At 64.6% G+C, this 14266-nt stretch carries 14 protein-coding genes; 3 read left to right on the top strand and 11 right to left on the bottom strand.

Features of this window, described 5'->3' with window-relative positions; genetic code table 11:
* Position 1: 1 nt before the first annotated feature.
* The 4 genes from cysT to C7450_RS02935 form a co-directional block, all read right to left on the bottom strand.
* Complete coding sequence (gene cysT, locus C7450_RS02950; RefSeq protein ID WP_110373231.1) at positions 2 to 838, bottom strand: sulfate ABC transporter permease subunit CysT; 837 nt, start codon at positions 836 to 838, stop codon at positions 2 to 4.
* 87 nt (positions 839 to 925) lie between these two features.
* The gene (cysP, locus tag C7450_RS02945; protein ID WP_110372863.1) at positions 926 to 1960 is read right to left on the bottom strand and encodes a thiosulfate ABC transporter substrate-binding protein CysP; all 1035 of its coding nucleotides are present in this window, start codon (positions 1958 to 1960) and stop codon (positions 926 to 928) included.
* A gap of 55 nt (positions 1961 to 2015) precedes the next feature.
* A complete protein-coding gene (locus tag C7450_RS02940; RefSeq protein ID WP_110372862.1) occupies positions 2016 to 3122 on the bottom strand; it encodes a sulfate/molybdate ABC transporter ATP-binding protein in 1107 nt (368 codons plus the stop codon).
* A gap of 173 nt (positions 3123 to 3295) precedes the next feature.
* Complete coding sequence (locus C7450_RS02935) at positions 3296 to 4402, bottom strand: 2'-deoxycytidine 5'-triphosphate deaminase (protein ID WP_110372861.1); 1107 nt, start codon at positions 4400 to 4402, stop codon at positions 3296 to 3298.
* A gap of 527 nt (positions 4403 to 4929) precedes the next feature.
* Between C7450_RS02935 and apaG the strand changes: the two genes are divergently transcribed.
* Both apaG and argE read left to right on the top strand, forming a co-directional pair.
* Positions 4930 to 5325: a Co2+/Mg2+ efflux protein ApaG gene (gene apaG / locus C7450_RS02930; protein ID WP_110373230.1), complete on the top strand. Its 396-nt coding sequence runs from the start codon at positions 4930 to 4932 to the stop codon at positions 5323 to 5325.
* Between the two features lie 227 nt (positions 5326 to 5552).
* On the top strand, positions 5553 to 6713 hold the full coding sequence (argE, locus tag C7450_RS02925) for an acetylornithine deacetylase (RefSeq protein WP_245449446.1): 1161 nt from the start codon (positions 5553 to 5555) through the stop codon (positions 6711 to 6713).
* An 84-nt stretch (positions 6714 to 6797) separates the two neighbouring features.
* Here the strand turns inward: argE and C7450_RS02920 are convergent, their stop codons facing one another.
* The 3 genes from C7450_RS02920 to C7450_RS02910 are packed head-to-tail and all read right to left on the bottom strand — an operon-like array spanning position 6798 to position 9957.
* Entirely contained in the window at positions 6798 to 7787 is a 990-nt protein-coding gene (locus C7450_RS02920) for an Hsp33 family molecular chaperone (RefSeq protein ID WP_110372859.1), read from the bottom strand.
* A complete protein-coding gene (argF, locus tag C7450_RS02915) occupies positions 7784 to 8746 on the bottom strand; it encodes an ornithine carbamoyltransferase (RefSeq protein ID WP_110372858.1) in 963 nt (320 codons plus the stop codon). Before argF ends, C7450_RS02920 begins: the two co-directional genes overlap by 4 nt.
* Positions 8743 to 9957, bottom strand: coding sequence for an aspartate aminotransferase family protein (locus C7450_RS02910; RefSeq protein WP_110373229.1), 1215 nt, complete (start codon positions 9955 to 9957; stop codon positions 8743 to 8745). The genes argF and C7450_RS02910 overlap by 4 nt, the downstream gene beginning before the upstream one ends.
* 510 nt (positions 9958 to 10467) lie before the next feature.
* Here C7450_RS02910 and C7450_RS02905 point away from each other — a divergent pair.
* Positions 10468 to 11007, top strand: coding sequence for a GcrA family cell cycle regulator (locus tag C7450_RS02905; protein WP_110372857.1), 540 nt, complete (start codon positions 10468 to 10470; stop codon positions 11005 to 11007).
* A gap of 117 nt (positions 11008 to 11124) precedes the next feature.
* Here C7450_RS02905 and phoB read toward each other — a convergent pair whose 3' ends face one another.
* The 4 genes from phoB to pstA are packed head-to-tail and all read right to left on the bottom strand — an operon-like array spanning position 11125 to position 14266.
* Positions 11125 to 11826 (bottom strand): phosphate regulon transcriptional regulator PhoB, encoded by a 702-nt coding sequence (gene phoB / locus C7450_RS02900; RefSeq protein WP_110372856.1) that lies wholly within the window; start codon positions 11824 to 11826, stop codon positions 11125 to 11127.
* 55 nt (positions 11827 to 11881) lie between these two features.
* A complete protein-coding gene (gene phoU, locus C7450_RS02895) occupies positions 11882 to 12601 on the bottom strand; it encodes a phosphate signaling complex protein PhoU (RefSeq protein ID WP_110372855.1) in 720 nt (239 codons plus the stop codon).
* 31 nt (positions 12602 to 12632) lie between these two features.
* On the bottom strand, positions 12633 to 13412 hold the full coding sequence (gene pstB, locus C7450_RS02890; RefSeq protein ID WP_110372854.1) for a phosphate ABC transporter ATP-binding protein PstB: 780 nt from the start codon (positions 13410 to 13412) through the stop codon (positions 12633 to 12635).
* Positions 13409 to 14266, bottom strand: a complete 858-nt coding sequence (gene pstA / locus C7450_RS02885) for a phosphate ABC transporter permease PstA (RefSeq protein WP_110372853.1) — start codon at positions 14264 to 14266, stop codon at positions 13409 to 13411. Before pstA ends, pstB begins: the two co-directional genes overlap by 4 nt.

Here is a 14266-nt window from a genome sequence, read left to right as displayed (position 1 = left end):
CTCATGATGCGGCCTCCCGGCGGCGCAGCCACCGTGCCTGCAGCACATTGGTGGCAAAGAGGATGATGAAGGCGAGCGCCAGCAGCACCGCGGCGATCGCCGACGCGGCTGGGTAGTCGAACTCCTCGAGCCGGATGAAGATGAGGAGCGCGGCGATCTCCGTCTTGAAGGGCAGGTTGCCGGCGATGAAGATGACGGCACCGAATTCCCCGAGCGAACGGGCGAAGGCGAGTGCGCAGCCGGTGAGATAGGCCGGCGCGATCATCGGCAGGATGATCCGGCGAAAGATCGTGAAGGGATAGGCGCCGAGCGTCACCGAGGCCTCCTCGATCTGGCTGTCGAGGCTCTCCAGCACCGGCTGCACCGTGCGGATGACGAAGGGGACGCTGGTGAAGGCCATGGCGATGGCGACGCCCGTAATGGTGTAGGCGACCTGAATGCCGGCCGGCTCCAGCCATCGGCCATACCAGCCCGTTCCGGCGAACAGCGTCGTGAGCGCGACGCCGGCGACGGCCGTCGGCAGGGCGAAGGGCAGGTCGACCAGCGCATCGACGAACCGCTTGCCGGGGAAGTCGTAGCGCACGAGGATCCAGGCCATCAGGAGGCCGTAGGCCGCGTTGATCGCGGTCGCGATGAGCGCGGCGGTGAAGGTGAGCTGGAAGGAGGCGAGGACCCTCGGGCTGCTCAGGACCTGCCAGAAGCCGTCAAGGCCGATCTCCGCCGATTTCAGGATGAGGGCGGCGAGCGGCAGCAGCACGATGACGCCGAGATAGGTCAGCGTCAGCCCCATGGTGAGGCCGAAGCCCGGCAGGACCCGGCGCGCCCTGACGGCCTTCATCACCGGCGGGGGGATGAACTGGCCCCCATCATCGCTATGCAGGGGCCCGATCACTGTCGCTGTCACGGCTTTGTTCCTTCGCGGTGGTCAGCGGTTGACGAAAACCTTGTCGAGGATGCCGCCGGAGGCGAAGTGCTCCTTCTGCACCTTGGCCCAGCCGCCGAACACGTCCTCGACCTTCACGAGGCGCACCTCCGGGAACTGCTCCTTGTATTTCGCAATGACGGCCGGAGCGTGCACGCGGTTGAAGAAGCTCGCCAGGATGTCCTGCCCCTTGTCGGTGTAGAGAAATTCCAGATAGGCGGTCGCCACCGCGCGGGTGCCCTTGCGATCCACCACCTTGTCGACCACGCTCACGGGGAATTCCGCGAGCAGGCTGATGGGGGGAACGATGACCTGGAAGCCCTTGTCGCCGTATTCGCGGCGGATGCCGTTGACCTCGGACTCGAAGGTGATCAGCACGTCGCCGAGGTTGCGCTCGACGAAGGTCGTGGTCGCGCCGCGCCCGCCCGTATCGAACACCGGCACATTGGCGAAGAGCTGACGCACGAAGTCCTGCGCCTTGGCCTGGTCGCCACCGTTTGTCTCGAGCGCGTAGGCATAGGCCGCGAGATAGGTGTAGCGGGCGTTTCCGGAGGTCTTCGGGTTAGGGAAGATAACCTTGACATCACTTCTGATGAGGTCATTCCAGTCCTTGATGCCCTTGGGGTTATCCTTGCGCACGAGGAAGGCGGGCAGCGAATAGAAGGGCGAGGCGGCATTGGGGAGGCGCTTCTGCCAGTCGGCCGCGACAAGATTGCCGCGGTCATGCAGGATCTCAACGTCGGTCACCTGGTTGAAGGTCACGACGTCAGCCTGCAGACCCTCCAGGATCGCACGGGCCTGCGCGGAGGTGCCGGCGTGAGACTGCTTGATTTCGACCTTCTGGCCATTCTTCGCCTGCCATTCCGCAGCGAAAACCGGGTTGATCGCCGCGAACAGCTCCCGCGCGACGTCATAGGAGGCGTTGAGGAGTTCCACCGGCTGGGCCGGTTTGGCATCCTGCGCGCGTGCGGCGGGGGAGGCGGCGAAAGCAAAGGCGCTCGCCGCGAGCGCGAGGGCAATGCCAAATGGACGTTTCATGGTCGAAGGCTCCGGTCAGGGCAGGCGGCATCATCGCCGCCGCCGTCTTGATCGATCAATGTGTGCGGGCGGCTTGGCCGGCCCTGCCGCTTGCGCTCGCCAGGGGCTGGCGTTTCGGCGGGTGGAAGACGCGACCGCGCAGGATGTTCACGCGCACCGCGTCGCCGCGGGTCAGCGTGCGGTCGCGCGCCGCCTCCCGCGCAAGCTCCACCTCGATGACCTTGTCGGTCTGGGGCAGGGCGACCTCGTAGCGGATGAGGGCGCCGCTCGGCACAATATCCTTGATGACGGCGGTGCCGGTGGCATCCGGCACGAGATCGATCTCGTGCGGCCGCACGAAGAGCATGGCCTGGCCATCGCCGAGTGCGAGGCGGCCGACGCGGCTCGTGTCGGCGCCTGCCACATGGACATGGCCTGCGTGCAGTTCCGCCGGCAATTCGTTCACCCCGCCGAGGAACCGCGCAACGAAGGGGCTCGCCGGCTGCTCGTAGATGTCGTCGGGCGTGCCGATCTGCTCGATGACGCCTTCGCCCATCACGACGACCCGGTCGGCCAGTTCGAAGGCCTCCTCCTGGTCGTGCGTCACGAAGATGGTCGTCATGCCGAGCCGCTCGTGCAGCCCGCGCAGCCAGCGCCGCAGATCCTTGCGGATGCGGGCATCGAGCGCGCCGAACGGCTCGTCGAGCAGAAGCATTTTCGGCTGGATGGCGAGGGCGCGGGCGAGGGCCACGCGCTGGCGCTGGCCGCCGGAGAGCTGGGCCGGATAGCGACTGCCGTAGGCGCCCATCTGCACGAGGTCGAGCAGCTCGACGACCCGCCGCGCGATATCGGCCTTCGCCGGCCTGGTCTCGCGCGGGCGGATGCTCAGCCCGAAGGCCACGTTCTCGAAGACGCTCATATGCGGGAAGAGCGCATAATGCTGGAAGACGAAACCGATCTGGCGTTCCTGTGGGTTGAGCCGCAGCCAGTCGGTATCATCGACGAACACCTCGCCGGACTGGGGCCAGTCGAGGCCCGCCAGAATACGCAGCAGGGTGGTCTTGCCGGAGCCGGACGCGCCGAGAAGAGCGATCAACTCGCCGTCGGCAATCGACAGGTCGACGCCCTTCAACACGGGCGTGGTGCCGAATTGCTTGAAAATATTGCGGATTTCGATGCTCATGCAGACTGCCCAGCTTGCCCCGACCGGCGGCTGCACGCAGCGCACCGAGGACGGCACGATTTCACAGCGCGCTGCATGGCGTCAACAATAAAATACTTAAATCAGTGTGAGATTATAAATAATTACATCATTATAATGTAATTAGACGGCGGCGACCTTGAAGCCTCGTCGGGTTATTCACCCATACGGAAGTGCTTGGAGAGCTTCAGGCCCTGAGCCTGATAATTGGATCCCGCGCCCGCGCCATAGAGAACGCGCGGCCGTGCGGCCATATGCTCATAGACCAGCCGGCCGACGATCTGGCCGTCTTCGATGATGAAGGGCACGTCGTGGGAGCGTACCTCGAGCACGGCGCGCGATCCCGCGCCGCCCGCCCCCGCATGGCCGAAGCCGGGATCGAAGAAGCCGGCATAGTGCACGCGGAACTCACCCACCAGCGGATCGAAGGGCACCATCTCGGCCGCATAATCCGGCGGCACGTGCACGGCCTCCTTGGACGCGAGGATATAGAACTGGCCGGGGTCGAGCACCAGTGAGCCCTCGCCATGGCCGTAGAGTGGCTCCCAGAAGTCGTGCACGGCATAGGCACCGATCCTGTCGACATCGACGAGGCCGGTATGGCGCTTGGCGCGGTAGCCGATGAGCCCGCCGCTGTCGAAGCCGGACAGGTCGACGCTGACGGCAACGCCGTCCTGGATCGAGGGGGCGGCCGATGTGACGATACGCTCGCGGTCGTGAAGCGCCGCAAGCGCCGCATCGTCGAGCCGGCTCACGCCCGCGCGGAACCGCACCTGCGAGAGACGCGCGCCCGTGCGCACGAGGACCGGGAAGGTCCGCGGCGAGATCTCGGCATAAAGGGGGCCGGTATAGCCGGCATCGATGATGTCGAATTCGCGCGAACCGTCGACGATCACCCGGGTGAAGACGTCGAGGCGACCGGTCGAGCTCTTGGGGTTGGCGGAGGCGGCGAGTTCCGCCGGGAGTGCGAGCCCCTCGAGGATCTCGGCGATATAGACGCAGCCTGTTTCCAGGACTGCCCCCTGGGTCAGGTCGATCTCGTGCAGGGCAACGCTCTCCAGCCGCTCCACCACGCGCCGTCCAAGGCCGGGCAGGAAGCTGGCGCGCACGCGATAGGCGCGGCGCCCGAGCCGGAGGTCGAGGCTCGCCGGCTGCACCTGGTCGCCCGCAAAGGGCATCTCCGTCGTGATGACGCCAGCCTTCTCGAGCTCCAGAATGGCTTCGGCCGGCTGAATGCCGGGTCGGATCGTGGAAAAGGCCATGGCGTTTCTCTGGCTATGCGGGCGCGGCGACCATCGACGAAGCGATGCCTGCCCTCCTAGTGGAGCGAATTTGACATTTGAGTCCCGCCTGACATCATGCTCCAAATCAAATGTCAAATTCAAAAGCTCCACTAGAACCAATAACTTGCTAGTGGTTTTCTTGACTCCGACATTTGCTCCGAGGGTGCTATCGGGCGGATGCAAATGTCGGAGCAGAACCACTAGAGCAAATCGGGCTTGGATGGAATCGTCTGATACCTGCTTCCAACACTTACCCGCGGGGCCGACACACATGGGATGCACATGTTGGAAGCGAACCACTAGAGCAAGAGCGACGCGCATCAAAGCGAAATGAGCGGTTCCAACCGTGCGTAGCAATCTTGTCGCGATGCAGCGGAGTTCATGCCGCCGGGATTGACGCTCACACATGCAGAGGCTTAACCAAGGGCGGGCTGTTGCAAACGGCCCTTGTGTTCGGGCGCCGGCGTTCCCTCGTCGAGGCGGCGTCCCAATCGGAGGCGGCAGCCATGTATGAAGCGGTCACGCGCAACATTCGCGTCGGTGTCGTGCCGCGCTTCCTGGAAAAGGAGTCGGCTCCGGCGAAAAAAAGGTTCTTCTGGGCCTACACGATTGAAATTACCAATCTCGGCGAGGAGACAGTGCAGGTCATGGGGCGGCACTGGCATATTACCGATGGGCAAGGGCGCCAGCATGAAGTGCGGGGTGAAGGGATTGTCGGCGAAAAGCCGGTGATCGCGCCGGGCGATAGCTTCAACTATACCAGCGGCTGCCCGTTGCCGACGCCGCATGGCACCATGACGGGCACGTACCAGGTGCAAAGCCGGACCACGGGCGAGACCTTCGCGGTCGATATCCCGCTGTTTCCATTGGAAAGCCCGTATGTGAAGCGCGTTGTGCACTAGAGCAAGTCCGTCTGTTGCGGACTTGCTCCGCTCAAGAATTAACGAGCAAATTCAACGGCGTAGATGGTATCAGATGATACAATCTATGCCGGATTTGCTCTGGTTAAAGATCCGTAATCGACGGACCGGCCCTATCAGTCGCCGTTGGACATGCCGGGGCCGCGACGTTCTATCCGCATGGACCGTGCTCGCTTGGAGCTCAAGATACGATGACCGGAAGACACGCTATGGGTGGTACACGCCTGACACCGCTCGATCTCCTCACTGATCTCGTTGCCTTCGATACGGAGACGCCGAAGTCGAACCTGGCGCTCATCGCCTATGTCGAGGCCTACCTCGCGGGCTGGGGGGTGCCATTCGTGCGGCTGCCGAATGCCGACGGCGACAAGGCGGCCCTTTTCGCAACGATCGGCCCGGCGATCGACGGCGGTGTCGTGCTCTCCGGCCATACGGATGTGGTGCCTGTCGCCGGCCAGACCTGGACGAGTGATCCCTATCGGCTTCGTGTCGAGGACGGGCGCGCCTACGGGCGTGGCGCCGTCGACATGAAGGGCTTCGTGGCGCTGGCGCTTGCCCACGTGCCCGATTTCATCGCGGCCGATCCGGCGAAGCCGATCCACCTGTTCCTGTCCTACGACGAGGAAACGACCTGTCTCGGCGTGGTCGACGGCATCAATCGCTTCGGCGTCGATCTGCCCCGTCCGGGCGCCGTGATCGTCGGCGAGCCGACCGATCTCACCATCGCCGATGCGCACAAGAGCGTGGTGACCTTCACCACCACGGTCAAGGGCAAGGAGGCCCATTCCGCCAAGCCCGCGCTCGGCGCCAGCGCCGTGATGGCGGCGGGCCTCCTGGTGGCGGAGCTGGTGCGCCTGGCCGATGTCTATGCCGCACGGGGTGATGCGTCGGGGCGTTTCGATCCGCCGTGCTCCACCATCCATGTCGGGACCATCGCCGGCGGCACCGCCCGCAATATCATGGCCAAGGAATGCCATTTCCACTGGGAGTTTCGCGGGCTGCCCGATCTCGATGGTAACGAGATTCCCGCGCGCTTTTCGGCCTACGCGGACGAGGTCCTCGCCCGCATGCGCCGCACCGCGCCCGAGGCGTCGATCGAGACCATCTGCCATGCGGACGTGCCGGGTCTGCGGCCGCTTCCCGGCTCGCCGGCGGAAGAGCTTGTCAAGGCGGTCACGGGGCGCAACAGCACGCTCACCGTCTCCTATGCGACGGAGGCGGGCCGGTTCCAGAACGCAGGTGTGCCGACCGTCGTCTGCGGTCCGGGCTCCATCAACCGCGCCCACCAGCCGGACGAGTATATCACGCTGGCAGAACTCGAGGCCGGCGCGGACTTCATGCGCCGGCTCGCTGCCAAGCTGAAGGGATAGGGCAAATCGGCCGAGCCGGCCGATAGGGGAGAGCCGACCGTCCTGCCGGGCAGCCCCCGCCATGCAGGCCGGGAGACGGTCGCCTCAGACCGGCTCGTCTGCGAGTTCCGCGGGCTCGACCTCGTAATGACGCGAGCAGAACTCGCACGTGATACCGATACAGCCGTCGTCGCCGACCATGTCGTCACGGTCCTGCTGCGAAAAACTCCGCAGCGTTGCGAGGATGCGCGGGCGCGAACAGCGGCATTCCTCATGCACGGACTGGCCTTCGAAGACCCGCACGCCGCGTTCGTGAAACAACCTGAGCAACAGGCGTTCGCTCTGCAGCGTCGGATCGATGAGCTCGTGGTCCTCGGTCGTATCGGCGAGGAGCTTGGCCTCCACCCAGGCGTCATCCTCGAATGCGTCGGCATCCGCAATGTCATGCCCCTCCGGCGCGTCGCCGGGGGGAAGGTCCGCCTGCCGCTGCCGCTCGGCCGAGTGGGGCAGGAATTGCACCATCAGCCCGCCGGCACGGTAGCGCATGCCGGAGGCGTCATTGTCGCTGGTGAAAGCCTCGCCGACGGCAAGCCGGACCCGCGTCGGGATCTGCTCGGACTGGAGGAAATATTGATGCGCCGCCGCTTCGAGATCATTCCCCTCGAGCGCCACGACGCCCTGGTAACGGGACATCTCGGCGCCCTGATCGACGGTGAGCGCGAGATGGCCATGACCGAGAAGGTCCCCGGTCGTCAGGGTCCCCGCCTCGGCCATGGCAGCCAGGCGTTCGGCATCGAAACGCGCACAGGCGCGCAGCCGGTCGGGCGCATCGAAATCGACCACCAGCATGTCGATCACGCCGTCGGTGCGTGTCTGCAATTGGAAACGCCCGTTAAACTTCAGGGCGGAACCGAGCAGGGCCGTTAAGGCTGTCGCCTCGCCGAGGACACGCGCCACCGGCGGTGGATAGGCGTGGCGACGCAGGATGCGGTCGAGTGCCGGGCCGAGCTTGACCACCCGGCCGCGCACGTCGAGGCCTTCGACGGCGAACGGCAGGACCCGGTCGTCTTCGGTCCGAACACCCACATCCCTCATTCCTGAACGGCCCCCATGCACCACGCCAGAATGCCCTTTTGGGCATGCAGGCGGTTCTCCGCTTCGTCGAAGACAACGGACTGCGGCCCGTCCATGACCTCATCCGTCACCTCCTCGCCGCGATGGGCGGGAAGGCAATGCATGAAAATGGCGCCTTTATTCGCTGCCCCCATAAGCTTGGTGTTGACCTGGTAGGGTTGCAAGAGGTTGTGGCGGAAGCTCTCATCCTCATCACCCATCGACACCCAGCAGTCGGTGATGATGGCGTCGGCCCCCTTCACGGCGGCGAAGGGGTCGTCCGTCAGCATGATCTCGGCACCCTCGCGCCTCGCGCGGGCAATGAGATCCGAGCGCGGCGCCAGCTCCGGCGGCGTCGCGATATTGATGCTGAAATCGAGGCGTGAGGCGGCTTCCACCCAGGACGCAAGGACGTTGTTGGAGTCCCCCGTCCAGGCGACGGTGCGCCCTTTGATCGATCCCTGGTGCTCCTCGAAAGTGAGGATGTCGGCCATCACCTGGCAGGGATGGGACAGCTTGGTGAGGCCGTTGATGACCGGCACCTCGGCGAATTCCGCAAGCTCCAGCATGGCGGAATGGTCGAGAATGCGGATCATGATCGCATCGACGTAGCGCGAGAGCACGCGCGCCGTATCGGCGATCGTCTCGCCGCGACCGAGCTGCATCTCCGCGCCCGTCAGCATCAGCGGCTCGCCGCCGAGTTCACGCATGGCCACGTCGAAGGATACGCGCGTCCGGGTGGAGGGCTTGTCGAAGACCATGGCCAGCACCTTGCCGTCGAGCGGACGGGTGGCCTGGGGCTGGCCTTTGCGGCGCACCGCCTTCAGGGATGTGCTCGCCGCGAGGACACGGCGCAGCTCATCTCCCGAGAAGTCCGCGAGATCCAGGAAATGCCGCGGTGCGGGACTGGATGCAGTCGTTGGTGTCGAAGAGGACGTCATGGAGCCAACTCCGGCTGGCCTGCATTGGCCTTCTTATGCGCCTCCGACACCGCCTTGGCTGCGGCGTCGATGCGTGCCAGGCCTTCTGCCATCTCGGCTTCTGTAATGGTCAATGGCGGGATCAGCCGCACCACATTGGCGCCGGCCGCCACCACCAGCGCTTTCTGCGCACGGGCCGCGTCAACGAATTCGCCGTTCGGGGTCGCGAGTTTCAGGCCGAGCAGCAGCCCTTCACCGCGGATCTCCGTGATGACGTCGGGATAACGATCCTTCAGTTCGGCAAGACGTTGCTTGAACAGGAGGCTTTTCTGGCGAACCTGTTCCAGGAACCCGTCTTCAAGGATCACGTCGAGGACAGCGTTGCCCACCGCCATGGCGAGCGGATTGCCGCCGAAGGTCGTACCATGGGTACCGACCGTCATGCCCTTGGCTGCCTCGGCGGTCGCGAGGCAGGCGCCCATCGGGAAGCCGCCGCCGATGCCCTTGGCCACGGCCATGATGTCGGGGGTCACGCCGGCCCATTCGTGGGCGAACAGCTTGCCGGTGCGGCCGACGCCGGTCTGGACCTCGTCCAGGATCAAGAGCAGGCCCTTGTCGTCGCAGATCTGGCGCAGGCGCCTGAGATCGGCCGGCGGCACGGAACGGACCCCGCCTTCGCCCTGGATCGGCTCGATCAGGAGCGCAGCCGTCGCATCGGTGATCGCGGCTTCCAGCGCGTCGAAATCGCCGAACGGCACCTGGTCGAAGCCCTCGACCTTCGGGCCGAAACCTTCCAGATATTTCGCCTGGCCGCCAGCGGCGATGGTCGCCAGCGTCCGCCCGTGGAACGCACCTTCAAAGGTGATGATGCGGAACCGCTCGGGATGCCCGCTGACCGCATGGTATTTCCGTGCCATCTTGATCGCGCATTCCAAGGCTTCCGCGCCGGAATTCGTGAAAAAGACCTTGTCGGCGAAGGTGGCATCGACCAGCCGCTGCGCCAACCGTTCACCGCCCGGGATGCGATAGAGATTGGACGTGTGCCAGAGCTTGGAGCCTTGTTCTGTCAGGGCTTCCACGAGATGCGGATGGGCATGGCCGAGGGCGTTCACGGCAATGCCGGCGCCGAGGTCGATGTATCGCTCGCCTTGTCGCGTGATCAGCCATACGCCCTCTCCCTTTTCGAACTCAACGTCGGGACGCGCATAAGTCGGCAGCAACGGCGAAATCACGATTTCAACCTCCGCAAGGGGCAAGTTTCCAGAAAACGACGGCCGGAAGACACTGATATCGGCCCGCGTCTCGGAAAATCAAAGTGCCGCCCATGGAGGGGCGGCACCGTGCTAATTCTAAAGGTCATACTTTCCATGTCAATTCAAAGACTGTGATCGCTTGCATCAACGCGTGTGGGGCCGCGGGGCGTTCGGGAGGCCGACCAGAGGCGATACGGGGCGCGTGCGCGCCCCTGCCAGCCGGGGGATTTTGATATGTGCCGGAACCGAAGGCGTTTTTTCGGCCCTGGCCGCTACACGAGGTTCTTGGGGAAAACGGCAGGTGTGGCAGGGGGACTCTTGCCCCCGAGTCGCGGCATATTGTAGTTTCCCCTTCAACGACTACGACATCTCGTGTAGCGGAACTTATCACTCGCGTTCGTTGTCAAGTTGCAACGGGGTTTGGCTTCTGTGGGGCTGGCCGCGAGAGACAAGGGATTCCGCGCATGTCAACCGCTGACGGAGAAGGCGATGACCGACCCGAGCCAATCTTGGAGCGATGAGCGCGTTGAGCTCTTGCGCAAGCTCTGGTCTGATGGCCTCAGCGCCAGTCAGATCGCCGCCGAGCTTGGCGGCATTACGCGCAACGCCGTGATCGGCAAGGTGCATCGCCTCGGCCTGTCGGGCCGTGCGAAGAGCACGGCAAGCGCGGCGCCGCGCCCGCGCAAGCCCACCCGGCAGCCCGGGCCCGCGGCCGCCGCGCCGGCCGCGGTCATGCCGGGGGCTATGCGCACCAGCGCGGCACTTGCGCCCCAGCCCGCCGCCGAACCCGCGCCCATGCTCATGCGTCTGCCTCAGCCGCGCGAGGAGGTGGTGATCCCCATGTCCGAGCGGGTCACGATCATGGAGCTGCGTGAATCCATGTGCCGCTGGCCGATGGGCGATCCAACGACACCAGAGTTCCGGTTCTGCGGCGCGCGATCCGAGCTTGGCATGCCCTATTGCGCGCATCATTCGCGTATCGCCTATCAGCCGGTTGCAGACCGCAGGCGGGATCGCAAGCGCGCCTGACGCACGCGCTCACAATTCGAAGACAAGCCGTCACGGCCTCGCCGCGGCGGCTTTTCTATGTGTATCCCGCAGCCGGCCCGTTAGAGACGGCCGCGGCCTGGAGGCTCCCGGACGTTGTCAACCGGCCTTTGCGAAGGTCTCGTCAAAGGAATAGCCGGCCCCTCGGACGGTGCGGATCGGATCGGGACGGCGCATGCGGTTGATCGCCTTGCGCAGGCGTCCGACATGCACATCGACCGTGCGCTCGTCGATATAGACGTCGTGGCCCCAGACGCGGTCAAGCAGCTGTTCGCGGGTGAAAACGCGGCCTGGGCTCTGCATCAGGAATTCGAGCAGCTTGAATTCCGTCGGCCCGAGATGCAACTCGCGCCCACCGCGCTTGACCCGGTGGGTTTCACGGTCGAGCTCGATGTCGCCGGCGATGAGTTGCGCTGCGACCTGCCCCGGCTTCGTGCGCCGCAGCAGAGCGCGGATGCGTGCCAGAAGTTCCGGCACGGAGAAGGGCTTGACGATATAGTCGTCGGCGCCGGTGGCGAGACCCCGCACGCGCTCGGCCTCCTCGCCGCGCGCCGTCAGCATGATGATCGGCAGCCGCTCCGTCTCTTCCCGCGCGCGGATGCGCCGGCACAGCTCGATCCCCGAAAGGCCCGGCAGCATCCAGTCCAGCAGAACGAGGTCCGGCACCGCCTCGCGCAGCCGGATTTCCGCCTCATCGCCGCGGGCGACGCTGTCGACCGTATAGCCTTCGGCCTCGAGGTTGTAGCGCAGGAGCAGCGTCAGCGGCTCCTCGTCCTCGACGATCAGAATACGTGGTCCCATTGAAGATCCTATGGTGCCACTGATTGGCCCGCCCCCGCATCAGGCCTCAGTGGATTCAGCTGCTGGGATCGGCCGGCGCCTTGGTGAAGCTTGACGTGTCACCCTTGGGGCGGTCGACGGACAATGTGACACCCGTCGCCAGATAGTGAACCGTCTCGGCAATGTTGGTCGTGTGATCGCCGATACGTTCAATATTCTTGGCGAGGAAAAGGAGATGCGTGCAGGACGTGATGTTGCGCGGATCTTCCATCATGTAGGTCAGCAGTTCCCGGAAGATCGAGGTGTATAACGCGTCGATGCGGTCATCACGCTGCCACACATCGAGGGCCTGCGCATCGTCGCGCTGCACATAGGCATCGAGCACGTCCTTGAGCTGCGCCTGCACGAGGTCGCTCATATGCTGCACGCCGATCACGAGTTTCTGCGGCTGCGTTTCGCCGCTGATGGCGACGACGCGCTTGCTCGTGTTCTTGGCGAGATCGCCGATGCGCTCGAGATCGGCCGCCACGCGAATGACCGAGATCAGTTCGCGCAGATCGACCGCCATGGGTTGGCGCCGCGCGATGGTGAGCACGGCGAGCTCCTCGATGTCGCGCTGCAGCCCGTCGAGGCGGGCGTCGGCGGCGATGACCGATTGGGCGAGCGCGCTGTCGCGCTTGACCAGGGCGAGCGTGGAGTCGGCGAGCATCTTCTCGGAGACGCCGCCCATCTCGACGATCCTGGTCCGCAGTTCGTCGAGATCCTCGTCGAAGGATGAGACGATATGTTCGGGCATTGCCTCGGGTCCTCTAGCTTTGGCCATCGGCTCAGCCGAAGCGGCCGGTGATATAGTCCTGCGTACGCTTGTCATGCGGCGCGGTGAAGATCTTCGAGGTATCGTCGAACTCGATGAGGTCGCCGAGATACATGAAGGCCGTATATTGGGAGACGCGTGCCGCCTGCTGCATGCTGTGTGTTACGATGGCGATCGTATAGTCACGTTTAAGTTCGTCGATCAGCTCTTCGATCTTGGCCGTCGAGATCGGATCGAGTGCCGAGCACGGCTCGTCCAGCAGAATGACTTCGGGTTTCACGGCAACGGTGCGCGCGATGCACAGGCGCTGCTGCTGGCCGCCGGAGAGGCTGAGGCCGCTCGCGTGGAGCTTGTCCTTCACCTCTTCCCACAGCGCGGCGCGGCGAAGCGCCGATTCCACGCGATCGTTGAGCTCGCTCTTCGAGAGGCTCTCATAGAGACGCACACCGAACGCGATGTTGTCGTAGATCGACATCGGGAAGGGCGTGGGTTTCTGGAAAACCATGCCGATCTTGGCGCGCAGGAGGTTCAGGTCCTGCTTTGGCGAGAGCACGTTCTCACCATCCAGCAGAATCTCGCCCTCGGCGCGCTGCTTCGGGTAGAGGTCGTACATGCGGTTCAGCACCCGCAGGAGGGTGGACTTGCCACAGCCCGACGGTCCTATGAAGGCCGTCACGATATTCTCATACAGCGGCAGGTTGATGCCCTTCAATGCGAGCGAGTCACCGTAGAAGAACTTGAGGTTCTTCACCGAGACCTTCTCCGCGTGCGGCTTTTCCGTAACAATGGTCATTTCTGGTTCCTCGGCGAAGCGAGCGTCCGTGCCGTGATGCTGAGGGCAAGAACGGCGAAGGTAATGATGAGGGCGCCGACCCAGGCGAGCGCCTGCCAGTCCTTGTAGGGGCTGAGAGCAAACTGGAAGATCACCGCGGGCAAGCTGGCCATCGGCGCATTGAGATCCGTGCTCCAGAACTGGTTGTTGAGTGCCGTGAAGAGAAGCGGCGCGGTTTCGCCGCTGATGCGCGCCACGGCGAGGAGAACGCCGGTGACCATGCCCGCCTTGGCGGCGCGATAGGCGATCTTGCGGATCACCACCGAACGCGGCAGGCCGAGTGCCGAAGCGGCTTCCCGCAACTGGTTCGGCACCAGGTTGAGCATGTCCTCGGTGGTTCGCACGACCACCGGCACCACGATGATGGCGAGCGCGACGGCACCCGCCCAGGCGGAAAAGTGCCCCATCCGCGCGACCATGATTTCATAGACGAAGAGGCCGATGACGATCGAGGGGGCGCTGAGCAGGATGTCGTTGATGAAGCGGATCACCATCGACAATTTCCCGTAGCGTCCGTATTCGGCCATGTAGGTGCCGGCGAGGATGCCGAGCGGCGTGCCGAAGAGCGTCCCCAGGACCGTCATGACGAGGCTGCCGACGATGGCGTTGGCAAGGCCTCCCTGGCTTCCGGGCGGCGGCGTGTTCTCCGTGAACACGGCGACGGAGAGGCCGCCGAAGCCCTCCCACAGAAGCGTGCCGAGGATGAGGATCAGCCAGCCGAGGCCGATGCCCGCCGCGGCGATGCACAGGCCCATCGCGATCGAGCTCGCGCGCTTGCGCTTCGCGTAGGCTGCGGGGTTCTTCGCAACGTCCAT

Origin of the sequence: Chelatococcus asaccharovorans, from assembly GCF_003201475.1 — a bacterium.
Lineage (GTDB): Bacteria > Pseudomonadota > Alphaproteobacteria > Rhizobiales > Beijerinckiaceae > Chelatococcus > Chelatococcus asaccharovorans.
Note: the sequence above shows the minus strand (reverse complement) of the source record. Positions and strands in the feature narration are given on the sequence as shown.